Source organism: Prevotella falsenii DSM 22864 = JCM 15124, assembly GCF_000613945.1.
In the GTDB taxonomy this organism is placed as follows: domain Bacteria; phylum Bacteroidota; class Bacteroidia; order Bacteroidales; family Bacteroidaceae; genus Prevotella; species Prevotella falsenii.
In genome coordinates this window covers 19,547-44,504 of sequence record NZ_BAJY01000002.1, presented here as the reverse complement: position 1 = coordinate 44,504, position 24,958 = coordinate 19,547, and the positions used below count along the sequence as shown (strand labels likewise).

Below are 24,958 nucleotides of genomic sequence, written 5' to 3'. Positions count from 1 at the left end.
CAATTTTTTGTTGAAATATGGCATTAATTATTAATTGATTAACTAATTAAAGTTTTTTCACTATAAAATAATGACGAAATATTGATAAATATGTAATTTTGTTTGTTAATTCCCTCAAAGGAAACAAAGAGTGATATATGAAGACGAAAATTCTATTCATAATGAACCCTAAATCGGGAGTTGGTAGAAAGGATTCCATTCCCGAATTAATCGACAAGTATATTGATAAAGATTTATTCGATTACCAAATAGCAAACACAGAATATGCCGGCCATGCTACGGAGTTGGCGCAACAGGCAACACAGGATAAAATCGACATTGTGGCAGCGATAGGCGGCGACGGAACTGTGAACGAAGTGGGCAAAGCACTTGTTAATACGGATACGGCTATCGGCATCATACCTACCGGGTCGGGCAACGGATTGGCACGCCATCTGGCTATTCCTGTAAATATAAAGAAAAGTCTTCAAATATTAAATCAAGCATGTATCCACGAATTGGATTACGGTACGATTAACGACATTCCGTTTTTCTGTACTTGCGGAATGGGGTTCGATGCTTTCATATCGATGAAGTTCGCAGAAGCAGGCAAGCGTGGCGTTATTACCTACGTTCAGAAAGTATTGGAAGAAGGATTAAAGTATGAGCCACAGACATACGATATTGAGGACGATGAGGGAATACATCATTATAAAGCATTTCTTATATCGGTAGCAAATGCCTCGCAATATGGCAACAATGCTACATTGCACCACAAGCCTCTATGAGCGACGGACTGCTGGATATTATCATTATGGAGCCTTTCGACATACTCGAAGCACCGCAAGTAGCGATAGAAATGTTCAACAAAACACTTGATAAAAACTCAAAAATAAAAACATTCAAAGCGAAACACATACACATTCACCGAAAGGAAGAAGGGGTAATACATTTCGATGGCGACCCTATTATGGCAGGAACCGATGTCGATATTAAACTTATCCGCAAAGGAATTAAGGTTGTTGTAAACCCCAACAAACATAAAAAGCAACAACAACCCAATATGATACAGACATCATTTTCACAGTTATTCTCGAACATCGACCTGATACGCTGCAACATAAACAAACAAAGCAGAAAAGTGCAGGCATTAAACAAAACCATTCTAAGAAAGCTTAATATTTAAATGGGCTTTACTTTTAAACAATTCCATATAGAGCAAGACAAGTGCGCAATGAAAGTTGGCACCGACGGAGTTTTATTAGGAAGCTGGGCAAAAGGCGGCAAACGCATTCTTGACATAGGCACAGGAACAGGGCTGATAGCTTTAATGATGGCGCAGCGGTTTCCCGATGCCAACATAGATGCCATTGAAATAGACGAAAATGCTGTTTCACAAGCAACCGAAAACGTATTGTGCTCACCATTTGCCAAACAAGTAACAGTGAAACATTGTTCGCTACAAACCTATTCAGAAAACAAAAAACAGTACGATTCCATTGTCTGCAATCCCCCCTATTTCGTAGATTCATTGAAAAGCAACGATAATAACAGAACCATTGCACGGCACACAGATGCGTTACCTTTCAACGAATTAATAAAATGCGCATACCAACTACTTGCCCCCGATGGGCATTTTTCATTAGTACTTCCCGTTGAATCGTACCGCATTTTAGAGCCGGAAGCCATTCTAAAAGGCTTTTCGGTTACAAAGAAAGTATTCATAAAAACCACTCCTTCCAAGCAACCGAAACGCATTTTAGTAGAATTAAGCAAAGCCCCGGACCAATATTTTTCAACGACAGAATACCTACAAGACAGTGCAGGCAACAAATCGGAATGGTACAAAGAAATAACAAAAGACTTCTATAAATAGACGTTTTTCCGCAAAAAGAATACACCTTCCACTAAAAAGTACGTACTTTTTCAGTAAAAAGTACTATTGTTTTGCCCAAAAAGTACTATCGTTTTTCGCAAAGAGATAGATACACTATTTCATTATAAGCCTATACTCGGGCATTGGCTGCATATTGTTTCTTTGAAAACCTGCTTTTTTATGCCGAACTAACGTTCATGATAATCCATTATCATGCTGATGATAATGAATGCGTATTGAAACTAAAGATTTGGGTATATGGTTCTATAAAATGAAAAACGAGAGTGAATAAAGACACTCTCGTTTAGCATTTTACTACTTATCTAATACTGAATAAACACTGTTGTTGCTGACATATTCGGGAACTATGTTCTTCATCATCTTTACAATTTGCATGCTATCGTATGTATGGCTTACTTGCAAAAGTTCTTCGATTTGTCGGTTTACAACATCATAGTCATATTCTTGCACTTGTGCTATTCTTACTTTTCATGAAACTTGGCAGTGTGTTCTCTGTTGTGCTCAACACTTCCTCGTAAAGCTTCTCGCCTGCACGTAGTCCGGTGTACTCTATTTTAACATTCTCTGCCCCGGAAAGCTTAATCATTCTTTTAGCAAGGTCGGCTATTCTGACAGGTTTACCCATGTCAAACACAAATATTTCTCCACCTTTTCCGTGCGTTCCGGCCTCAAGTACCAGCTTGCAAGCCTCCGGAATAAGCATGAAAAAGCGAATTATATTAGGGTCGGTTACTGTTACAGGACCACCATTCTTTATTTGTTTCTCAAATAATGGGATAACCGAACCATTTGAACCTAACACATTACCGAAGCGGGTGGTAACAAATTGCGTAGGTGCTTCTTTACTATTAGCCTGATTTATCTTTTTATTCAAGCTCTGACAATATATTTCGCAGATGCGTTTTGAACAGCCCATCACATTCGTTGGGTTCACAGCCTTGTCGGTAGAAACCATAACAAACTTTCTTACGCCATACTTTACACTTAAATCTGCAATGACTTTTGTTCCCCAAACATTGTTCTGAATGCTTTCCGAAGGATTGTTTTCCATCATCGGAACGTGCTTATAAGCAGCTGCATGAAAGACGTATTCGGGCTTATACTGCTTAAAAATGGCTTCCATTCTATCAAGATTGGTTATGTTTGCGACAATGGTTTCAACCTTAATGTTGGGATAATCAAAGCCCATCATTAATCTAATATCGTGCTGTGGTGTTTCTGCTTGGTCGATAAGAATGAGTTTTGCAGGTTTATAAATAGAAATCTGCCGCACTATTTCCGAACCAATAGAACCTGCCGAGCCTGTAATCATAATACATTTATCGTTCAGCAAGTTGCCAATAGCGTCCATATCTACAACTATTTCATCGCGTGGCAATAAGTCTTCGATGTTTATTTCCTTGAACTGTACATGTTCAAAGCTGTTGTCGCCCTTCCATTCTTTTGTATGTTCCGTCAGGTATATCTTGACATTGGCATTAATAAGTATGTCCTGCAATCTTGTATCAGCTCGAAATCTGTCTACTTGCAAGGGCGAAACAAGCACAGCCCTTATATCAATTGCCTTTATTGTTTCTTCCAGTTGGTCATTTATTGTGTATATTTTCTCACCCAACAGTGTGTTTCCTGAATATAAATCGTCGTGAGAAATAAAACCTTTCAACAAGAAATTGCTATTCCTATCGTTGCAAATGTTGTTTGCAATGCCTATTCCGCCTTCCTTAACACCATATATCAGCGTCCTTATTCGCCTGTTTGGATTTAAATATGCATCATAGATGGTCTTCACTAAAATACGGAAAACAACCAATCCGATGGTAGCAACAAGATACATAACCGCAATTTGGCGACCTTGAAGACGCACAAATTTAATGTCCCAAGAATATATTACATAGTGCATTACTTCTGCTATGGACAGCGATAAAAGCATAGCAAGACCGACACGCTGTAAGTCTACAAAGGAAGAATAACGTATTATACCGGAATAGGTCTTAAAAACTCGGAACCCCACAAGCACGAAAACCATATAAACAAATATAGTTCTCGTAAGTATAGACAGATTGGAAAGTTCAACGGCTCCATGATAATAGAACCAAAACACAAGTATTCCAGATAAATAACAAATAAAAATATCGATTGCCAACACTACCCAATAAGGCAGAGCATTCTTTGTAAAATACCATTCGAAAATCTTATTTATAACTTTCATACTTTACTAATCTGTCAAATAATTAATCCGTTATCGCTTATAATAATGCAAAAGTACAAAAAAAATCTTACTAATACATACTTTTATAAAATTATAATGAATGCCCCTTTAATTATTCTTTCTCTAATCTATACTCTTCAATCTGCTTAAAGCCATTCAAGAATGAACGGCTGTCCATACGTTTTTTGCCTGAAAGCTGCAGTTCTTTCAATTCCAATAGAAAATCGTTTGTATTTACATATACCTTTTTATTTTCTACTATAAACGTGCCCGGTTCGGCTACTACAGCCTTGTCTGTCTTGGCAACTTCAAATATCTTCAAAACCATTTCAGCAGTTGGGGCAGCAACATTGTCTAACGATACCATCTTTGACCATGCTCCGGGATAAGGCGAAAGTCCACGAACGAAGTCGTAAATGGCTTTTGCTTTCTGTCGCCAATCTATTTCGCAAGTTTCTTTAAATATCTTCGGTGCATGGCGCAAATCCGGTGTTTCGTCTTGTGCTTCGGTTATTTCGTTCATCACCGATAAGATTTTATCAGCATCAAAATCATCTGCAACTTTTTCACACAGAAGGTTTATCGTTTCAATGGCTAACTCTGCTCCTAACCGCATCAGCCCATCGTAAACATATTCTGCATTTGCATCATCCGGAATAGGTAAATACTTCCGCTTTATAATCCGTCCTGTGTCAATGTCTTTATCAAGAAAGAAAGTTGTTACTCCTGTTTCGGTTTCACCATTTATCACTGCCCAGTTTATAGGTGCTGCGCCCCGATATTGAGGCAACAAGGCAGCATGAACATTAAATGTTCCGAAACGTGGCATCGACCATACACTTCGGGAAGCATACGAAACGCTACAACCACTTGCAAATCAGCTTTCAAAGCACGCAACTGCTCTAAGAACTCAGCATCTTTCATCTTAATAGGTTGCAATACCGGCAATCCCACCGACTGGGCATATACCTTTACGGCAGGTGGTTGGAGCTTTTCCTGATGTCGTCCTACGGGTTTGTCGGGTTGTGTTACTACTCCCACAACATTATAACCGTTTTCTACCAAAGCCTTCAGCGACTCTACGGCAAACTCCGGCGTACCCATAAAAACGATTCTCATATCTTTTTTATCCATAATGTCTATCTTGATATTGTGAAAACAAACTGCAAACTACTCTTCACTAAAGTCGGCTACGAGCTGTCGATACAGGTTATACAGTCGTGCACGCGATATATAGCCAACCAGTCTGCCGTCAATTTCGGTTACAGGCAATACCTGTGCTCCCGTCTTTTCAAACACTTTCATAACGCTCTCCATCGGGTCGTTCACGCCAATTGTTGCCGGTGGCGGTGTCATAAGCTGCTCTACCAAGAACCGATGATACAGTTCGGTGCGGAAGATTATATGTCGAAGTTTTGTAATATCAATTTCTCCTAACAGTATTCCGGCATCGTTAAGAACCGGAATATAGTTGTTGCGGCTTGAACTAATGGCGTGTACGAGTTTTCCCATTTCCATGTTTGGGTCTACCGACGTATAGTCGCGGTCGATAATACTCTGCATGTTCATCATTGTCATCACAGCTTTATCGGTGTGATGCGTCAAGAGTTTCCCTTGTCGAGCCAAGCGAACGGCATAAATACTGTGCTGTTCAAAAATGTTTATGGTCAGATACGAACTAATGGTTACAATAATTAAAGGAATGAAAAGATGGTATCCGCCTGTAAGTTCGGCTATCAAGAACACGCCTGTCAATGGGGCATGCATAACTGCTGCCATTACTGCTGCCATGCCATAAAGCGTGAAATTCTTTTCAGGAATATATTCGCCTATCTGTTGAACATTCCAAAATCGTGCAAAAAAGAAGCCTCCAAATCCGCCAATAAACAATGACGGTGCAAACGTACCGCCACAGCCACCTGCTCCATTGGTCGCACTGGTGGCAAAAACCTTTGTCAATGCTACCAATCCAACATACAGTAACAAGAATTTTGCCTGCCCTGCAAACATCGAACCGCGCAGCACCTGATTCCAATCGGCTTCGCCATTACCTTCTATAAAAAGGCGCAAACTGCTGTAACCTTCGCCATAAAGGGAAGGAAAAAGAAAAATAAGGGATGACAAAACCAAGCCACCTGCCAACAATTTAAGGTAAGGACGATTGGAAAGACTCGCATATCTGTCTTCGCACCACGACATGACACGCATGAAATAGAGTGAAAGAAAACCGCAGGCAATTCCTAAAAGTATGGTTGGCGGCACTTTGCTAAGACTCCAAAAATAGTCCATCTTGAAGTTATACATAGGCTCGCCACCCGTAAAGAAGTATGAGAAGCAAGTTGCCGTAACCGAAGCTATCAAGATGGGCAACAGGGCTGCCATGGTAAGGTCTACCATAAGTATTTCCAAAGTAAACACCAAACCTGCTATGGGTGCTTTGAAAATACCCGAAACAGCAGCTGTCGCACCGCAACCCACCAACAGCATCAGCGTCCGACGGTCCATATCGAAAAGTCTGCCGAGGTTGCTGCCAATGGCAGAACCCGTTAATACAATAGGAGCCTCTGCTCCTACCGAGCCACCAAAACCGATTGTAATTGCCGATGCTACTATGGAAGTCCACGTATTGTGCGCCTTCAGTTTGGAACGCTTGGTGGAAATTGCATACAATACACGCGTAATTCCATGCGAAATACGGTCGCGGACAACATACTTGACAAACAAACTGGTGAGCCAAATACCAATAACCGGATAAAGAAGATACAGCCAGTTGATGGTAGTCATACGAAAGCCGGACGTAATGAGTTTCTCTATTTCGCCAATAATAATATGAAGCACGTATGCTGCCACAGCAGCCAAGAAGCCAACAATAAACGCAAGCACCAATACAAACTGGCGGTCGGAAATATTCTTCTTCCGCCATTCGTCTATCCGATTTATTATATTGCTATTATTTTCGTTTGCCATTTTTCAAGCCTGCTCCTCTATATAGATATGTATATATAAGGCTGCTGCGATGATTTATTTTCTTATTATGTTCACTTCGCCTGCTCCACCAATCTTTATTATCGTAGAAGGTTGGTGAGGCTTATGCTCTTGTCGGCGAGAAGTACAGACGTAGTCTACAGCCGACAATATTTCTTCCGAAATGTCGCGATAGTTCTGTGCAGCGGGTTCGCCGCTTATATTTGCCGATGTGCTGACTATTGCTTTCTGGAAACGGTAACACAACTCTTTCGAGAAAGGCTCGTTGGTTATTCTTATACCGATAGAACCATCTTCGCCTATAAGGTTGGGCGCAAGGTTTACAGCTTCGTCAAGTATCAATGTTGTCGGCTTCACCACAGCATCAATAAGTTGCCATGCCACATCGGGAACGTTGCGCACATATCGCTGCAAGCGTGCATCGGAATCGACAAGGCAGACCAATGCCTTGGAATCATCGCGTCGTTTTATTTCGTAAACCTTAGCCACGGCTTCGGGATTGGTGGCATCGCAGCCAATTCCCCATACGGTATCGGTAGGATAGAGTATCACCCCACCCTTTCGCAACACTTCAACAGCCTTCTTAATATCTTCTTGTTGTATCATTTTCTTATAACCAATAGAGAAGTACAAAAGTAGAAAAAAAAAAGGAAACAGACAAATCTACAAGACAAAAATAAGGTTCACGGTATTCCGCACCTATCAAAAACGGACTACAAACCGGTCTGCAACGCAGATGAAACATGGTGCACCGCAAAGATTTATTAGGGTAACGATTTCCGTTTTATCGTCCAAAGCAAATGCAGAAAATCGCCTTAATTTTGTAAAGATAATTCTCTTAAAAAGTGATATAATCGCTTTTGCGTTGCGAAACCGTAGGTTTTGCAACGCGAAACCGTAGGTTTTGCAACGCAAAACCTACGGTTTTACCGTGCAAAACAGCCGCTTTTGGAATGCAAAACAATAGGTTTTGCAATACGCTGATAACAAGATAGTTACACGACAGATATTCTTACGAAAAATATTTACAGTATTTCCATCTGTTTTTCGCTTATGAAACGGAGAATACCGACAAAGCTACGTAACTGAATTTACTTGTTTTTGGGGGGTGAAGTTAATCTTTGTTGCCTTCAAAGAACTTCCTGATAAAAGGCGAAGTATAGCTCTCTTGGTTCTTTGCTACCTCTTCCGGAGTGCCCGTTACAACAACTTTTCCTCCGCCGCGTCCGCCTTCAGGCCCCATATCGATAATGTAATCAGCCTGTTTTATTACATCAAGATTGTGCTCGATAATGACAACTGTGTTGCCGCGGTCTACGAGTTTCTGCAACACACCCATAAGAACACGAATGTCTTCAAAGTGCAAACCGGTAGTAGGTTCGTCGAGAATATAGAGCGTTTTGCCGGTATCACGCTTGGAAAGTTCGGTAGCCAACTTCACGCGCTGACTTTCTCCGCCCGATAAAGTCGTAGAGCTTTGCCCTAATTTGATGTAACCTAAGCCGACATCTTGCAAAGCCTTTATTTTCGGAAGAATAAGCGGGACGTTCTCGAAAAACTCCACAGCCATATTAACCGTCATATCCAAGACGTCTGCAATAGACTTTCCCTTGAAGCGTACCTCAAGCGTTTCGCGGTTGTAACGCTTTCCGTGGCATACCTCGCACGGAACCATTACATCGGGTAAGAAATTCATTTCTATTGTCTTGTAACCATTACCGCTGCAGGCTTCACAACGTCCGCCTTTTACATTGAACGAAAAACGTCCGGGTTTATAACCTCGGATTTTAGCTTCCGGAAGGTTTACGAAAAGATTGCGAATATCCGAAAACACGCCAGTATAGGTGGCAGGATTGCTGCGTGGGGTACGCCCGATGGGACTTTGGTCTACATTCACCACCTTGTCTACATTGTCTATGCCTTCTATCTTGGCATATTCCATAGGAAGTTTCAGCGAACGATAGAAGTGTTGTGAAAGTATTGGCTGCAGGGTTTCGTTTACTAACGTACTCTTACCGGAGCCGGATACACCCGTAACAACGATAAGTTTACCCAACGGAAACTCTACATCGACATTCTTCAGATTGTTTCCTTTGCAGCCATACAGCCATATCGATTTGCCATTTCCTTTGCGATGCACTTCGGGAAGCGCAATGGTCTGCTCGCCATTGAGATACTGCGCCGTAAGCGTATGTGTCTTGAGCATTTGCTCGTATGTACCTTGGAAAACAACTTCGCCACCCTTTCGCCCTGCCTTTGGTCCAATATCGACAATCCAATCGGCAGCACGCATCATATCTTCGTCGTGCTCCACAACAATGACAGTATTGCCAAGGTCGCGTAGTTCGCGCAACGACTTTATCAAGCGGTTGTTGTCGCGCTGATGCAAACCGATGGAAGGTTCGTCGAGAATATAAAGCACATTCACAAGCTGAGAACCTATCTGCGTCGCCAACCTTATACGCTGACTTTCTCCACCCGAAAGTGTTGCACTCTGACGGTTTAACGAAAGATAGTCAAGACCTACATCAAGCAAGAAGTTTATACGTTTACGAATTTCCTTTAGTATCTCTTTTGCAATGAATTGCTGCTTCTCGCTAATGTGTTGTTCTACTTCTTCAATCCACACTTTAAGGTCGGTAATGTCCATTGCCGAAAGTTCGGCAATGTTCTTGTCCCATATACGATAAGAAAGTGCTTCACGATTAAGACGCTGCCCATTACATTCGGGACATTCTCGCTCGGCAATAAACTGGTCAACCCACTTTTTCCCTGCTGCAGTTTCATCGTTTTCCATTACCGAACGCAAATATTTTATAACACCATCGAAGGCTGAAAAATAGTCGGAATTGGTATGAACAAGTTCTTTCGATATACGAACCTTGTCCAAAGAACCATAGAGTATTTCGTCGAGCACTTCTTTTGGAATATCTTTAATAGGTGTTTTTAAAGTGCATTCGCTCTTCTCAAGAATGGCAGCTATCTGCCAGAATATCATTTGGTTCTTGTATTTGCCTAAAGGAACAATAGCACCTTCATGGACACTCAGCGAAGTATCGGGTATCACCTTGTTTAAATCTATTTCGCTAATCTTGCCCAAGCCTTTGCAATGGGGGCACGCCCCTTCAGGAGAATTAAATGAAAAGACGTTCGGAGCGGGGTCTTTATAGGCTATTCCCGTAACCGGGTCCATCAATCGCTTGGAGAAATATTTAGCCGACCCGCTGTCTTTATCCATTATCATAATAAGCGAATCGCCTTGTTTCATGGCAACCGACACTGTTTTGGTTAATCGGTTTTTAAACGTTTCATCATCATCAGCACCGAGTTTGAGCCTGTCTATCACAACTTCTATGTTGTGGTTCTTGTATCTATCAACCTTCATGCCACGCGTGATTTCAAAGATTTCGCCATCAACACGAATGTAAAGATAACCTTTACGACGCATTTGTTCGAACAATTCACGGTAATGCCCTTTACGATTTCGCACCAAGGGAGCAAGCACATAGATGCTTTTGTCGGCATAATCGTGAAGAATCATTTCCACAACACGTTCTTCTGTGTACTTCACCATTGCTTCGCCACTCATATAAGAATAAGCAGTTCCCGCGCGTGCATACAGCAAACGAAGATAATCGTATATCTCCGTAGTAGTTCCAACTGTTGAACGTGGGTTCTTGCCGGTTGTTTTTTGCTCGATGGAAATAACAGGCGAAAGTCCTGTTATCTTATCAACATCCGGGCGTTCCATACCACCAAGAAAGTTGCGGGCATAAGCAGAAAATGTTTCGATATATCGTCTTTGCCCTTCAGCAAATATAGTGTCGAACGCCAAAGAACTTTTACCTGAACCCGATAATCCTGTAAAAACAATCAGTGCATTGCGAGGCATTGTTACGTCTACACCTTTTAAATTGTGCACACGTGCCCCTAATACTTCTATTTTATCGTTCATTAATTAATCAGTGTTAGTTAATTTACAAAACCACTAAGGCATCTGCGTAGTGGTTTCATTGTATCCACGCAATAAATTCACATCTTTTCTGATGTGAAACCTTCTACCGTCGGCACCTTTTGCCTTTACATTCACAAAATAAACGCCTTGCGCAACAGGTTTTCCATTGAATGTTCCGTCCCAGCCTTCATTAGGGTCGGTCCACTCAAACAATTTCTGTCCCCATCGGTTGAAAATAATTGCACGAAACTCTACAATACTCTTAAATCCTTTTTTAGCCTTGTAGACATCGTTTATACCATCACCGTTAGGCGAAAAAGCATTCGGGAAAGATATTTCGCTCTCGCTTATTGAAACAGTTATCGGGTCATAGATATTAATTGTATCGCTACCTAAGATTTCGTACAAACAAATTTGAAACGAGCCTGCTGTCGTAAAAGTGTATTGCGTATTCTGCTCATAACGTATTAAAAACGCATTTTTGCGATTACCTTGCTCAAAGAAATGCCACTCAAATTGAGTGCCATTGGGATAATCGACAACAGGATTAGCAATGAAATCGACCGTCAATGGAGCAGAGCCGGAAAAGCCTTGCGCAGAATTAATGGTTTCTGAACTTCCGTTTTCACCAATGTACGTTCCGTATGGTTCGCACGATTGGGAAAAAACATTCGTGGTAAATAAAAACAATACCACTATTAAGGATATTTTATTGAAATATGACTGCATAATCTTCTTATTTCTGCAAAAATACAAAAAAACTATTGACGAAAAGCAAATAGTGAATACTTTTTGTTATCTTTGCAAGGTGTTAAACTCACAACGTACAATTATGAAACATTATTATAAGTATTTACTTTTATTAGTTGTTTTGGTTTTCTCCGTCCACGTCGTTGCACAAACCACGGTATGGAGAGACCTTCATAAGGTAAAGAAAAAGGAAACACTCTTTGGTATAGCCAAGGAATATGGTGTCAGCATACAAGAACTTATCAACGCAAACCCTGAAATGAAGCAAGAAGGATACGAGCTTAAAAAGGGGAATTGGATTTTTGTGCCTTTTGCAAAAGGGGGCGACAAGAAGTATGCAGCCAACACGGAGACCAATACAACAAGCAATACAGCTAAAAAGCCGATAACAGCCAACACACCTGTTACGAATACTGTTCGCATCGGTGTGATGCTTCCACTTCACAGAGAAGATGGCGACGGTTTGAGAATGGTGGAATATTATAGAGGAATCTTGCTTGCACTCGAACAAATGAAGCAAGAAGGCATTAATACCGATGTGCATGCGTGGAATGTACCTAAAGATGCTGACATCAGAACCACTTTGGTTGATAAGAATGCTTCTAACTTAGACATTATCTTTGGACCGCTTTACTCTAATCAAGTAAAACCATTGGGCGACTTTTGCCAACGCTATGGCATAAAGCTGGTGATACCTTTCTCTATCGAAGCAAAAGAAGTTGCCACCAATCCTAACATTTTCCAAGTCTATCAAGACTACAATCGTTTAACAAAAAAGGCAATAGCTTGTTTCTTTGAACGTTTTCAGAAGACGCATCACCCTGTCTTTATTAATTGCAATGACCAAGGTAGCCAAGTAGGCAGCTTCACAAGTGAACTGAGAAAACAACTCGGACTTGCAAACATTCGCTACAATGTAACGAACATAAACACACCGCAAATAAACTTTGTGAAGCAGTTTAGCTCTTCGCAACCTAATGTGATAGTTATAAACTCTGAAAAGAGTCCTTATCTAAATAAAGTATTTGCAAAATTGGATTCGCTCAAAAGAACAAATCCCGGCATAGCTATTTCAACATACGGCTACAACGAATGGTTTATGTATCAGGACTACAACCTATCCAATTACTTTAAATACGGAGTGTATATCCCTTCTACCTATTATTATAGTAAGGTGGCAAAGAAAACAGAAGCATTGGAAAAACTATATATCAGCAAATATGGTGAACCTATGAAAAATACCTATATACCACGCTTTGCGATAGTAGGATACGACCAAGCGCAATTCTTCGTCAGAGGAATTAAGAATAAAGGCAAGAATTTTAAAGGCACAAGTGCAGAGGTTAGCTACGCTCCGCTACAGACAAGATACAACTTTGAACGTGTAGGAGATGGCGGATATATCAATAATCATTTCCAGTTGGTACACTTCAAAGCCGACCAGACGATGGAGAACTTAGTCTACTAATTTTCCAATAACCTGACAGATAAAAACAACGGATACTAAAAACATGCATAGAAAGATACTTACAGCACTGTTGATGATACTTCCACTGTGTACATACGCACAAGTAGGAGACCATCGCAGCGACCTTTCCATAGGTGGCAATGCCGGCTATGTGCTTTCAAATATAGGTTTCGACCCTAAAGTATCGCAATCGATGCATGGTGGAATTACTGCCGGATTGAGCATTAAATATGTGTGCGAAAAATATTTCAACACCATCTGCTCCATTTATGGCGAAATAAACTATGCTTCGATGGGGTGGAAACAAGACATACGGACATCGAGAGATGAGCCTGTTATCAATGCCAATGGCGCAGCAGAGGAATATTCACGTACCTTGAACTATCTTCAAATCCCCGTTTTTGCACATTTGGCATGGGGACGAGAGCAGAACGGTTTCAACTTCTTTGTTCAGGCAGGACCACAGATTGGTATTTTACTGAACGAGACAACAGCTAAGAACTACGAAACACCAAACCTATCGAAAGACGGCACAGGAAGAAGCAACACCATCGTAGAACAGGAATCTATGCCCGCACAAAAGAAGTTCGATTATGGCATTGCAGCCGGTTTAGGTGCAGAATGGAGTATTCGCCACTTAGGACATTTCCTTGTAGAGGCACGCTATTACTACGGGTTGGGCAATATATACGGCAACACAAAAGAAGATTTCTTTGGGAAATCCAACAACAGCAATATAATTGTCAAGGCAACCTACCTGTTCGATATAACAAAAAGTAAAAACAATAGATAAAATCAATTAATAACAAAATTAAAAGTTTAAAATTATGTTCGAAGGACAACCTAAAAGTCTTTATGCATTGGCATTAGCCAACACAGGAGAGCGATTTGGTTATTACACCATGATTGCAGTTTTTGCCCTTTTCCTCAGAGGAAACTTTGGACTTGATCCGGGTGCCGCAGGGGCTATTTACAGTACTTTCCTTGGATTAGTCTACTTCTTGCCACTAGTTGGTGGTATCATGGCAGACAAGTTCGGTTACGGAAAGATGGTAACAACAGGTATCATGATTATGTTCATCGGATACCTCTGTTTGGCTATCCCATTGGGAACAGGCACCGTTGCTTTCTCAAGCATGCTTGCAGCCCTACTCTTGATTTCGCTGGGTACAGGTCTGTTCAAAGGCAACCTGCAAGTAATGGTAGGTAACCTTTACGATGCCCCCGGAATGGAAAGCAAACGCGACTCCGGTTTCTCTATCTTCTACATGGCTATCAACATCGGTGCATTGTTTGCTCCGACAGCTGCCGTGAAAATTCACGATTGGGCTGTAACCTCGTTGCACATGGACCCTAACGCAGCTTACCACTTGGCATTTGCCGTAGCTTGTGTTTCTTTAATTCTTTCTATTGCTATCTATTACACTTTCCGCCCGGGATTTAAGCATTTGGAAGGCAATTCAAAGAAAAAAGACGAGAAATCAGGTGCTGCAACTGAAGCAGAAGAAATTTCTCCGGCAGAAACAAAAGAACGCATCATTGCGCTTTGCCTTGTATTTGCCGTAGTTATCTTCTTTTGGATGGCATTCCACCAGAACGGTCTTACGCTTACTTACTTTGCCGACGAGTTTGTGCAACCTACTGCAGAAGGTGCTCAGAGCATGGTATTCGATGTAATTAACCTCTTTATGGTGATTGTCATTGTCTATGCCGGATTTGCATTCTTCGGTGCTAAGACCGGTAAAACCAAAGGTATTTCAGCTCTCGTTATCCTCGGTGCATTGGCAGTAATAGCCTATAAGTACAGTGCTGTAGAGGGCAGCGTATCTGTTAGTGCTCCTATTTTCCAGCAATTCAACCCATTCTATGTTGTAGCCCTCACACCTGTCAGCATGGCTATCTTCGGTGCGCTTGCTCGCAAGGGCAAAGAGCCAACAGCTCCTCGTAAGATTGCTTACGGTATGTTGATTGCCGGTTGCGGTTTCTTGGTAATGTTGCTCGCTTCTATGGGGCTCAACACTCCTGACGCACAGAAGGCAGCTGCAGAAGGTGCAAAGACATTTGCATCTCCAAACTGGCTCATCGGTACTTACCTTGTTCTTACCTTCGGCGAGTTGTTGCTCAGCCTATGGGTATATCATTCGTATCAAAGGTTGCTCCTCCGAAGTACAAGGGCGCAATGATGGGTGGTTGGTTCGTAGCAACAGCCTTAGGTAACCTCCTCGTTAGTGTCGGTGGTTTCCTTTGGGGCGACCTTCCATTGACTGTTGTATGGAGCGTATTCATCGTGCTTTGTATCCTTTCTGCTATCTTCATGTTTGCAGTAATGGGTAAACTTGAAAAAGTAGCGAAGTAGAAAAACTAAATATAAACGAGGGTATGTCAGAAACTTTTATCCTGACATACCCTCGTTTTATTTTCAGTATATCAGTAGTATATACGTGCTTTCAACGCTGCCAAACCTCATCGTTATGTAGGTTTGGCAGCGTTGTTCTTATCTGTTCCCTTGTCTTTGACTATGATTTGTGCCCACTTTAGCAAGGATTTATCAAATTACTTACACGTAAATAATTTCTTCTTTACATGTAAATAAATATTTTCTTACACGTAAAGAAATATTTCTTTACGTGTAAATAATTTAAGAAACAAAGATTTTGGACGACTTTTTCAGCATTTCTTGTACCTTCTTTTCCTCTTTAGATAACTCAATAGATACATCTTTCGGGGTATTCCGGATAGATGGACACAAGCTGAAAGGTTCTGCTGTAAAGGTAGACACTTGGTCGGATGCGGGACATAACGGAACTGATGACTTACTTATTCGGCAGTTATCACCTTTTAAGAGAATTGTTTTTACAAAATCAAAGCGAAAAGTTCTTGTTACTCCATTAACCCAAATCGGTCGTTAGCGTCCTTGACCGGTTTTGTTCGATTGGTGAGCAGATATGCTGATATTTCATCAAAGGCGTAGCGGACTACGGCGAGATGGAATGGCTGCGCAAATGTCGGCAAGCGGACGAAAGCAGTAAGGGAGCATGACGGTAATAACAAATCTAAACAAATGCGCCCTAATAACCGATTGAGGTTAATAAGATTGTTGCAAAAGAAACGGGATTGCCTACTTAAAGGCAATCCCGCAACTGTTTCGTAATATAAAAGTTCTTATCGGACAGCAATGATATTCTATCCTCTTATCATCGTTATTATCATCTTAAAACGCTGTTCTGCCTTCACAGAATGGAGTGCGCCACTTGGGATAATGAAACTTTCGCCTGCTTTAATACGATAGTCTGTACCCTCCACATTGAGAATCATCTCGCCGTCTACTACCTGAATAAACGCATCGAAGGGTGCAGTGTGCTGCGAAAGTCCCTGACCGGCATCGAAACTGAAGAGTGTAACGCTACCTGCATTGCTGTGAACCAATTCCTTGCTTACTACACCACCTTCCGTATAGTCTGCCAACTCACTTGCTACAAATACTTTTCCTTTCTCGAATTTCATAATCTATCGCTTTTAATTTCGTTACTAATGTTGTTTGTTAGCTAACGTGCAAAACTTGTGCCACGGCATTTTTAGCATACACTTTTGATAACATTTGTACACTGCAACATGGCTGACACACTGACAAAGGGCACATTTGTTACCATCTTTTGTCTTTCACAAACACGTACCGGTAAAGTTAAAGGAATTTCTTGTAGGCGTCCCATTCGGCTTGCAAATCCGTATCGTGGTCGCCAAGGAAGAACGATGGCTGCGGATTTTCCTTATATGGAGTCCAATTTCCGCAAACGATGCCATCACGAACGATGATGGGTTGGAAGATGCCATTGTTGTTATGGGCTTTGTGTTTGTATTCTGGTGGCAGCACAATGTCGCGACTCTTGTAGCTAATCAGGTATTCGTCGTAAGGTGGCACCAGCAGATACTTGCCTTTTCGGAAACCCCTTGAGCGGCAGTCATCGGTAAGGTAGAACTCCCGCCCGAAGTAGTTTTCCTTATGAATGCCATCACCTAACAGCGCAATGCCTTTGCGACAGTCGCGCAAAGTCAAGCCCGACCACCATACAAAGTCGTCCAAAGTGGCAGGCTGGCGGCTGTTAAAGTAGAGCCGTGCCATACGCATCAGTGCCTCATCTCTGTCTATTGGCGTAGCCGGGGTTATTCTATTGGCAGCGAGAGCATACGTTGTTTTCGTTGGCAACAAGGCTCCGCTGCAGATAACGCCTTCCATTTCAGCCATGCGAATATGGTAGTTCAATCGGTGGGCGTCCATCACAATGCCCCTCTCTACCAATGCTTGCACAAAGTCTTCCTTCGTTGCGCTGCCCTTATCGGCTGCCGTTTGGGCAATGATTTCGCGCACACGCAACAGTTCTTCATCAGAAATAGTAATCTTGTTGCTGCTTATGAATCCTTTGATAAGGCTGATAGCCCGTGGCGCGCACAGTTCCAACAGCCACCAATAGTTCGCAGCCGAGACTATCTGCCACGTGCCGCGCATCAGGTGAAGCCTGACGATGCGACCATCGTCGAACGCCTTTTTGAATGTCTTTGCCGATGGATTTTTTGTGCGCATCGCCATTGCCCAACGCATCATGCGATAGTCTTGCGCCTGCATGGCGCACATATAGTCTGCCACTTCCTCAACGCTCGTGAACTGCGGAGATATAAGTTGCTGATTAAGAAGGCGTAAAGCGACTGTATTCATATTATACTTCTTCGTTTATAGTTCCATTGTTTCGCCTTCATAGGCAATGCTCCAGAAAGGAATGTTGCACTCGTCGGTAAACTCTTTCATGCGCCAAGCACTTTCAAATCCGCTTGCCACGAAGTGCATCGGCACGAACAAGCCTACCTTAAACCGTTCTATGAACTGTCTGCCGCCACGTGTATATCCGTTCCCTATTCTGCCATCTATCGGGAACATCGCAACGTCAAAGGAGTCTGCAATCTTCTTAATATCCTTCAACTCGCCAAGAAAGCGTTTCTCATCTTGCATCGGATTAACTTTCCCGAACTCCTCGCTGAAGATAGTACCACCCTTATAGTCGTCTGTCAGAAAGCGTGCATACCAGTTGTTGAGGTCGCCTGCATGGAAAATACGCCTGCCATCAACTTCCACTATCCACGAAACGCCACTGTCGTTGCTACCCATCGCATAGACTTTAACGTGCCCGTCTTCCCATTCAGCCCCCTTTGCCAGCCACGCATCTGCATCTTCCTTGACAGCTCTCCTATGCTTCAGTATATCCTTGGAAAGAATATAGGTGAAAGAAAGCGAAGGATACGCATTTCGCCACTTCAATATCTCCTTTGAAAAGTGGTCCTCATGGAAATGGCTGGCGAAGACATAGACCGGCTTTGTGGCAGAAAGAACCTTTGAAACAACTCCGGCCGGGTCTCTCCAGCAATCGAAAATAAGCACACAAGTTTCTGTTTCAATGGCAAAACCGCTATGAAAAATATACGTCAGCTTCATTTCGGCATATCCTTAGAAATCATTTCGCACAGCTTGTCTTCTCTTATAATCTTCGGTTTTGCCTTTCCTGCCAGCACCAGCACTTTCTTTCCATTGCGGTAGATGTGCAATTGACGAGAACGAACAACTGCCGTCAGGTTGTCCTCACCTTGCATAGCTGTCCAAATATGATGGTAAACACCATGTTCATCAAACAGTTTCTGCTGCAAATGCGAGCACATATTGGCTGTGTCAATGGTTATCATACTAATCGAAAAGTTTCTTCCAAATCCACAATACCGACACTGCACCAAGCACGCAGAATACGAAATTGGTGAGATAACCCTTACCAAACAAGTTTATATCAAGCAGATGACTGATGAAAGTTCCGGCATAACTACCGATGATACCTACTATAAGATTCATACAACACCCTTTTCCTTCGCCACTCATAATGCGGTTGGCAATATAGCCGATGAGGAAACCTGTCAGTATTGGCCATGCCGTGAAGTCTGCAATGTGTTCAAACATAATCTTTTTTTATTTACTTTTAAGAAATTATTTCTATGTGAGAAGAATCCATACCGACCTATAAGCTATCCGCCGACCTACCATATACATGTGCAAAGAGGTCGATTTCACGATTGCTAATGCCCAACCTTACAGCGAGAGACTTCCATTTGCTGACGCCTTGCACAACCTCATTAACGATGGTTCGGGCAATGCATCGCTGAAACAACCAAAGATGTCTCTTCCCGGTTGCGTGTACTGCTGACCCGGATAGTTGTTAATATCGCACTCAAGAAGATATAGCCATACTTGGCAAACCGGTCCTTATCAAACATGAAGGCATAGGAATCTGCACCACGAAGAGACTCATAGCTAAGCTCACCTATCAGGAGTGGGTGCTCCAGCCAATCGAAATCGCCATATACAAATAATCTGTTCATCTGCTACTTCTTCTTAGATGCCCGTTCACGATGCTTGAGAGCAAGGTCTTGCAAGGTGCGTCCCATCTCGTCTTTCTGTGCCAGAAGCAAGATGTCGTCGTCCAACTGCAAGGCATAAAGCACACGGAGGTATATGCCGATGGCAACCGTGGGAGCACCCTTCTCCACCCTATTGATGGTTACGGGAGAACAAGTTGCCCGTTCAGCGACCTGCGCTATGCTAAGATTACGGCGCAGACGGGCAAGCCGTATCTGCTCGCCTACAGTCTGCATCTTCTGTTCCAATTTGCGAGGAAGCTTTGTTCCCATCGTTGTTTTAACCATAACCCAACCTTTTATTACAAGCACAAAAGTAGTCATTTATATTCATTTTATGATAGGTTGTGGAATAGAATCAACGGAACAGATGCGATATTTAACATTTGTATGGACTTTAATGCCGTCTGCTACAAGCCGAAATGGTCTGCACAAAGGTCTATATAGCTGTAGCACAACGCTGTCCCACGCTCGAAAACAAAGGCAAAACAAAAGACCGAACTCCCATTTGCGGAAGTTCGGTCTTTGTTTTTTATCGTGCAAACTACTTAATATATCCGGGTTCCGGCAGGTGCATGCCATACATGGTGAGGTGGTTTTTGCGTGCATACTCCATAATACGGATACGCGAAGCAGTGGCAGTGGCAGGGTCCATATCGTAAGATGGGCAGTATTCGGGGTGTTCCAGCTGAATGGCAGCACCGTGGATAAGGTCGCCTATCACAAGTATGGTGCCTTTTTGAAATACCGTATGCCCCGGAGTATGTCCGTAGGCATCTATCGTCTTCACACCGCCGGCAAGCGTTTCGCCCGCTTCAAAGAGGTGCAGATGGTTCTTGTAGGCTGCCAAAACCTTTCTTTGCAGGACATTTTCCGTGTCGGGCATGTTCTTCCATGCCTCAACTTCAATGCGGTTGATATATATATCTGCATTCGGGAATGCAGCCTTGTCGTCTTTCAGCAGTCCTCCGATGTGGTCTCGGTGCATGTGCGTAAGATAGATAAGCCTGATGTCGCGAGACTTCAGCCCCTTTTCCGACAGCTTTTTCTGCAACTGACTGAATGGAGCACCATAGCCGGTATCGAGCAAGATGGTTTTTCCTTCCGTCTGCAAAAGGAAGCAACTCACGCTCGAAGGTACACCGTCGCCCAGTCCAAGCGATGCCCAAAGCGAGTCAGGCACCGTTGAGAATATCTTCCTTGCCTGAAAAGTAGGACCCGGTTTATCCTCTATCCACGTAATGGCGGTGCGTTCTTTCTTTGCTACCTTGGCTGTTTTCTTGTGTGCAAACGCCGGTATTGTCAGCAAACTCGCTATCAGGGCGAATGCAAATATCTTCTTCATAACCATCAAGTTTATTTAATAAACTTCACTTTCGATACATCGCGTGGCTTTGCCTGTGGCTGTTCGGCAGGATAACCCACGGCAATAACGTAGCTTAACTTATAGTCTTCCGAAATTTCCAGACGGTCGAGGAACGACTTGTACTGCGCATCTGAATTGATTAACCTTACCGAAGCAGCAAGGCAAACGGTACCCAAGCCCATTGATTGGGCTGCTATCATGATGTTTTCGCTCAGCAGACCGGCGTTGTACTCGCTGTTTTCTTTTGGTGTGCAGATGCAAATAACGTTCGGAGCATCGTAAAACATACTCTTATACTCTGCCATTAGCTTCTTGTCTTCTATCACGCGCACCTGCCATTGCTGTCCATTGTGCGAGCTTGGAGCGTTGATTCCCGCCATAGCAAGTATTTCCAGCTTCTCGTGTTCCACAGGTTTATCCATGTATTTACGAATGGAACGGCGTTCCATAATAGTCTTCAACACCGGGTTTTGCTCCATTGCGCTGTTTATTGTCTGCGCATCAGACGAGTTTATTGCCATCATAACCATTAAGCCTAAAAATAGTCTTCTCATGTTGTTGTTTGTCTGATAAAATATACTACTTCGTTTTTTCCTCAACGATTTCGCCCATGAAAAGCCTATGGGGCGACCCTTCGCCGTTCTCATCAACAGGAAAAGCCTTTGGCATAGATACGTTGTATTCCTGCACATCGGGAGCGATGTTCGCCTTCACCAACTGCTGCGGGTAGACTATATTGCCATACCCACGCTGTTTACTTCAGGGCTTTACCGTCTGAGAACGCATTGCCTGCATGCTTACCCAACTGAATATATCCCATGTGGATAGGGTCGAAGGTGATGAGGTTCATCTTTTCGACATCGGGTTTGCCGTCTTCTGCAAGATAGTTCTCGTCGCAAAGGATATTCACAATCTCTGCAATGATGTAGCAACCTGACGCTGATTCTTTCTGCTTTTCTTTGATGCGACACTCCATTGTCATTGGAAAATCGGTGAATACAGGGGCATTTACATTTTCAGAAGCCACAACAGTCCAACCCGATTTTGCCATCTTGTCAGGGTCGTTCTTCTGACTTACAATGCCGACAAAGTCGGCAGCGACCATCGTTTCTGCCGTTGCGAAAGCCACCGTGAACTCTCCTTTAAGTTTTAAATTCTCGGTTGTCTGATGCTTTCCCATCGAAATCATAATTTCATGGTTGTCCCATTGACCTGCCCACGCTGCATTCATAGCGTTAGGCTTACCGTTTTCGTCGTATGTGCCGATTATCAGCACGGGCTGTGGAAGTATCCACGCTTTCTTACCAAAGCTTTTCATATTCTGTTTCTTTTGTTCTTATTTCAATCTTATTCTGTGTCGCTATATTGTTTCGCCATCGATGTTGTTCCTTTATAATAAGGTGAGCAATTATTATGCCAAACCTTTTAAACATAAAGGTAATACTCCTTGCTGACGATGATGTGCCACGCAGGCACAACATTTGCCATGACGCGGACATTCTTTCGGGCAAGGACACAGTATGCCTGCATTATGTTCGCACACCGGGCGAAGACGCTTAACCTGTTCCATATTTCTATTTTTCGCTATTCATTGTTATTCATTATGCTTCCACATCTGATACTCTAACGTGAGTTCGATATAAAAATTATGCCGGTATATTACTTATTAAGACGCTTAAAGAAAGAGTTTTTTATGATTTAATATGCTTATAATGAAGAAGAAGTGAAGTTTATTGGTATAGCGTAAAGCATTTACAAACAATACTTTACGCTATTTGTTTTCTGTCAATTACGACGATTTTAAGTTCTTTCTGCCATACTGTCGGCATCGCAATTGTGCGCTGACAGTTTCAGACAAAGCATTTATCGTATATTGACTTTGTATGCCTTGCCATTAATGGCAACAATATAGATGCCTTTCGACGGCAAATCCAAAGCGGTGCGTGGCGAAGAAACAAGTCGCTCGGCAACTTTCTTTCCTTCTGCAGAATATACATACAGTGTTTCTCCTATAGGTGCGTTATCGATGACAACTCTTCCGTCAGACGCCTTGACCTCAATGTTTCGGTTCGATACATTACCTATCTTGGTGGCTACGTTCACGTCAAAAGTGTTCTTGGCATTAACTACCACATCACCATTAGCCGAGATGACAGTTCCTTCAGGAATGGTTATGCAACAGCCTTTCTCCGGAACCTTCACGCCTCCGAAGTTGCAAGATACCACCCATTGCCCGTTTTCTTCGGTCAATACCGGCGTTACCTCCTTAATAAGTGTTTGGTCTATGTTCAGCAATTGTATCTTCGGATTGGGCGAAAGCACGACGGCTTGGTTGTAGAAGAAGCGAACTTCGTCAATCACGTCGATATTATGGTTGTTAAAAAGACTGCACCATACATAGCTTATCGACTCCAGTGGCTTCGTATATCCTCCGATGAAGTCTACCCTTGCCTCCTCGTTGGTGATGTCTGTGCGGAACCTCGGACTCAGACTACCTTCGGGTAACACAAGCGAAAAGTGCACACCTTTCTCGAAGTTCATTCCTTTTCCAAAGTCAGCATATACCTGTCCTAAATCCCAATCCCAGCCTACGTGCGCCTTAAGCGTCCTTACGGGAACGCCTTCACGATACAACGTCATGGTTGGATTGCCGATTGGCTCTGTTTCTGTTTTATAATAGAACCATATAGACCGTTCCGTTACAACCACAGAACCGTTCTCCACCGTACATTCAGCATCTGTAATCTTCTCGGGAACAGTAAAGTCGAACTTCAGATTTCCTATTTTCACAGTGGGCGCAGCTTCCAAATAGATAGCTCCCGCCGGTATTTCCAACTTATATGAATTGCCTTTGGGAAGAACAATATTGTCGAAAGCGACGGTTGCAATGCCCTCTTCCTTATAAGTATAAGAGCTGATTGCGCCGGTTGCCATTGTATTACCGTTGCACGTTATCGTTGCTTTCGCACCTTGGGCTATGCCGATATGGCTCGCAAACGTGATGTGAGCCTCGTTTATAGGCTCATATACGAGTTTGTTCTCAATACTGCACTTCGTCGGCGTTAAGGTTTCATCGCCGTCGGCATAGGCAGGTATTGAGAGCATACATAGTCCGATAATACTGATGAGTAAATAATTTTTCATGTTAAACTCCTTTCTTTAAATGGTTAGTAACTACAACAATGTTAGTATTTGTGTCGAATTTAGGCATTAAAATCCATAATTCAAAATTTATTCACATCTTTTTAAATAAGTTCGTATTTTTATAGGAAAATTTATCAACAACAAATGTTAAATTGATTCTTTCTTTTTGTAAAACATTCTTTCCGTTGCTTGATGAAAATGCCCCGAAAACTCTTTGATTTTGTAAAAATAATTCTCTTAAAAAGTGATAATTGCGATTTGACGTTGCGAAACCGTAGGTTTTGCGATGTAAAACCTACGGTTTTACCGTGCAAAACAGCCGCTTTTAGAATGCAAAACAATAGGTTTTGTAAAACGCTGGTAACGAGAAAGTTAGGCAAGAGCTAAAGCTTGGAGAAATATTTACAAAATTATTGCCGCTTTTCAGTCTGTTTTCTCCACCGGATTTCGGCTTCTATCGTATTTTCGTTACATTTCCGGCGTGTGAACAGAACGGTTCGATAAGAAAATAAAAATGCCCAACGCTTCGCAGCGACGGGCACTCAACCTCAATAGGTATTAGTCATTTAAGGTAAAAAGATTGTATTCAGGATAACGAGTGCAAAGATAGTTTAATTTCTAATACCTACCAAATTTTTTTATTATTATTTTTCAAAAATATTCAATGTAAGTATAAAAGTGCTTTAAGATTTACGTCAAAAGAAGCATTATGCAACGCTTTATGGCTATCGAATTACATTATTAATAATGAAAATGTA

20 protein-coding genes and 5 pseudogenes are annotated in these 24,958 nt (G+C 42.4%); 6 read left to right on the top strand and 19 right to left on the bottom strand.

Going from position 1 to position 24,958, the window contains the following annotated elements:
* Positions 1-137 precede the first annotated feature (137 nt).
* Both JCM15124_RS12790 and JCM15124_RS01300 read left to right on the top strand, forming a co-directional pair.
* Positions 138-1,165 (top strand): annotated as a pseudogene (locus JCM15124_RS12790) (diacylglycerol/lipid kinase family protein).
* Entirely contained in the window at positions 1,166-1,855 is a 690-nt protein-coding gene (locus JCM15124_RS01300; protein WP_024997977.1) for a tRNA1(Val) (adenine(37)-N6)-methyltransferase, read from the top strand.
* Between the two features lie 315 nt (positions 1,856-2,170).
* Here JCM15124_RS01300 and JCM15124_RS12785 read toward each other — a convergent pair.
* From JCM15124_RS12785 to JCM15124_RS01265, 6 genes and pseudogenes are all read right to left on the bottom strand, one after another.
* A pseudogene (locus tag JCM15124_RS12785) lies at positions 2,171-4,085 on the bottom strand (polysaccharide biosynthesis protein).
* A gap of 112 nt (positions 4,086-4,197) precedes the next feature.
* Positions 4,198-5,219, bottom strand: a pseudogene (fmt, locus tag JCM15124_RS12780) (methionyl-tRNA formyltransferase).
* A 36-nt stretch (positions 5,220-5,255) separates the two neighbouring features.
* Entirely contained in the window at positions 5,256-7,052 is a 1,797-nt protein-coding gene (locus tag JCM15124_RS01285) for a chloride channel protein (RefSeq protein ID WP_024997976.1), read from the bottom strand.
* 54 nt (positions 7,053-7,106) lie between these two features.
* Entirely contained in the window at positions 7,107-7,676 is a 570-nt protein-coding gene (locus tag JCM15124_RS01280; RefSeq protein WP_024997975.1) for an L-threonylcarbamoyladenylate synthase, read from the bottom strand.
* Between the two features lie 508 nt (positions 7,677-8,184).
* A complete protein-coding gene (uvrA, locus tag JCM15124_RS01270) occupies positions 8,185-11,025 on the bottom strand; it encodes an excinuclease ABC subunit UvrA (RefSeq protein WP_024997974.1) in 2,841 nt (946 codons plus the stop codon).
* A 33-nt stretch (positions 11,026-11,058) separates the two neighbouring features.
* Positions 11,059-11,754, bottom strand: coding sequence for a T9SS type B sorting domain-containing protein (locus tag JCM15124_RS01265; protein WP_024997973.1), 696 nt, complete (start codon positions 11,752-11,754; stop codon positions 11,059-11,061).
* Between the two features lie 103 nt (positions 11,755-11,857).
* Here JCM15124_RS01265 and JCM15124_RS01260 point away from each other — a divergent pair, with 103 nt between their 5' ends.
* From JCM15124_RS01260 to JCM15124_RS12775, 3 genes and pseudogenes are all read left to right on the top strand, one after another.
* Positions 11,858-13,243 (top strand): amino acid ABC transporter substrate-binding protein, encoded by a 1,386-nt coding sequence (locus JCM15124_RS01260; protein WP_024997972.1) that lies wholly within the window; start codon positions 11,858-11,860, stop codon positions 13,241-13,243.
* A 43-nt stretch (positions 13,244-13,286) separates the two neighbouring features.
* Entirely contained in the window at positions 13,287-14,036 is a 750-nt protein-coding gene (locus JCM15124_RS01255) for a porin family protein (RefSeq protein WP_024997971.1), read from the top strand.
* A 34-nt stretch (positions 14,037-14,070) separates the two neighbouring features.
* A pseudogene (locus JCM15124_RS12775) lies at positions 14,071-15,599 on the top strand (peptide MFS transporter).
* A gap of 524 nt (positions 15,600-16,123) precedes the next feature.
* Here the strand turns inward: JCM15124_RS12775 and JCM15124_RS15670 are convergent.
* The 12 genes and pseudogenes from JCM15124_RS15670 to JCM15124_RS01200 form a co-directional block, all read right to left on the bottom strand.
* Positions 16,124-16,294 (bottom strand): hypothetical protein, encoded by a 171-nt coding sequence (locus tag JCM15124_RS15670; RefSeq protein WP_156930591.1) that lies wholly within the window; start codon positions 16,292-16,294, stop codon positions 16,124-16,126.
* Positions 16,295-16,426: 132 nt separating this feature from the next.
* A complete protein-coding gene (locus JCM15124_RS01245; RefSeq protein ID WP_024997970.1) occupies positions 16,427-16,750 on the bottom strand; it encodes a cupin domain-containing protein in 324 nt (107 codons plus the stop codon).
* Positions 16,751-16,925: 175 nt separating this feature from the next.
* Entirely contained in the window at positions 16,926-17,954 is a 1,029-nt protein-coding gene (locus tag JCM15124_RS01240; protein ID WP_024997969.1) for a winged helix DNA-binding domain-containing protein, read from the bottom strand.
* A gap of 15 nt (positions 17,955-17,969) precedes the next feature.
* On the bottom strand, positions 17,970-18,725 hold the full coding sequence (locus tag JCM15124_RS01235) for an MBL fold metallo-hydrolase (RefSeq protein ID WP_024997968.1): 756 nt from the start codon (positions 18,723-18,725) through the stop codon (positions 17,970-17,972).
* Positions 18,722-18,967 (bottom strand): hypothetical protein, encoded by a 246-nt coding sequence (locus JCM15124_RS01230; protein ID WP_024997967.1) that lies wholly within the window; start codon positions 18,965-18,967, stop codon positions 18,722-18,724. Before JCM15124_RS01230 ends, JCM15124_RS01235 begins: the two co-directional genes overlap by 4 nt.
* Positions 18,968-18,971: 4 nt before the next feature.
* The gene (locus JCM15124_RS01225) at positions 18,972-19,235 is read right to left on the bottom strand and encodes a GlsB/YeaQ/YmgE family stress response membrane protein (RefSeq protein ID WP_024997966.1); all 264 of its coding nucleotides are present in this window, start codon (positions 19,233-19,235) and stop codon (positions 18,972-18,974) included.
* A gap of 183 nt (positions 19,236-19,418) precedes the next feature.
* Positions 19,419-19,654, bottom strand: a pseudogene (locus JCM15124_RS14720) (type II toxin-antitoxin system HipA family toxin); the annotation flags it as partial.
* Positions 19,655-19,657: 3 nt separating this feature from the next.
* Positions 19,658-19,978 (bottom strand): helix-turn-helix domain-containing protein, encoded by a 321-nt coding sequence (locus JCM15124_RS01220; protein WP_024997965.1) that lies wholly within the window; start codon positions 19,976-19,978, stop codon positions 19,658-19,660.
* A 256-nt stretch (positions 19,979-20,234) separates the two neighbouring features.
* On the bottom strand, positions 20,235-21,035 hold the full coding sequence (locus JCM15124_RS01215) for an MBL fold metallo-hydrolase (protein WP_198019107.1): 801 nt from the start codon (positions 21,033-21,035) through the stop codon (positions 20,235-20,237).
* 11 nt (positions 21,036-21,046) lie between these two features.
* Positions 21,047-21,610 carry a nitroreductase family protein gene (locus JCM15124_RS01210; RefSeq protein WP_084608775.1) on the bottom strand — a complete coding sequence of 188 codons (564 nt, stop codon included), beginning with the start codon at positions 21,608-21,610 and terminating at the stop codon, positions 21,047-21,049.
* A gap of 25 nt (positions 21,611-21,635) precedes the next feature.
* On the bottom strand, positions 21,636-21,770 hold the full coding sequence (locus JCM15124_RS16895; RefSeq protein WP_262499258.1) for a hypothetical protein: 135 nt from the start codon (positions 21,768-21,770) through the stop codon (positions 21,636-21,638).
* A 40-nt stretch (positions 21,771-21,810) separates the two neighbouring features.
* Positions 21,811-22,374, bottom strand: coding sequence for a flavin reductase family protein (locus JCM15124_RS01200; RefSeq protein ID WP_024997962.1), 564 nt, complete (start codon positions 22,372-22,374; stop codon positions 21,811-21,813).
* 95 nt (positions 22,375-22,469) lie between these two features.
* Between JCM15124_RS01200 and JCM15124_RS15665 the strand changes: the two genes are divergently transcribed.
* Positions 22,470-22,616, top strand: a complete 147-nt coding sequence (locus JCM15124_RS15665) for a hypothetical protein (protein ID WP_156930590.1) — start codon at positions 22,470-22,472, stop codon at positions 22,614-22,616.
* 303 nt (positions 22,617-22,919) lie between these two features.
* Here the strand turns inward: JCM15124_RS15665 and JCM15124_RS01190 are convergent, their stop codons facing one another.
* Positions 22,920-24,200 (bottom strand): DUF6383 domain-containing protein, encoded by a 1,281-nt coding sequence (locus JCM15124_RS01190; RefSeq protein ID WP_024997961.1) that lies wholly within the window; start codon positions 24,198-24,200, stop codon positions 22,920-22,922.
* Between the last annotated feature and the right edge of the window lie 758 nt (positions 24,201-24,958).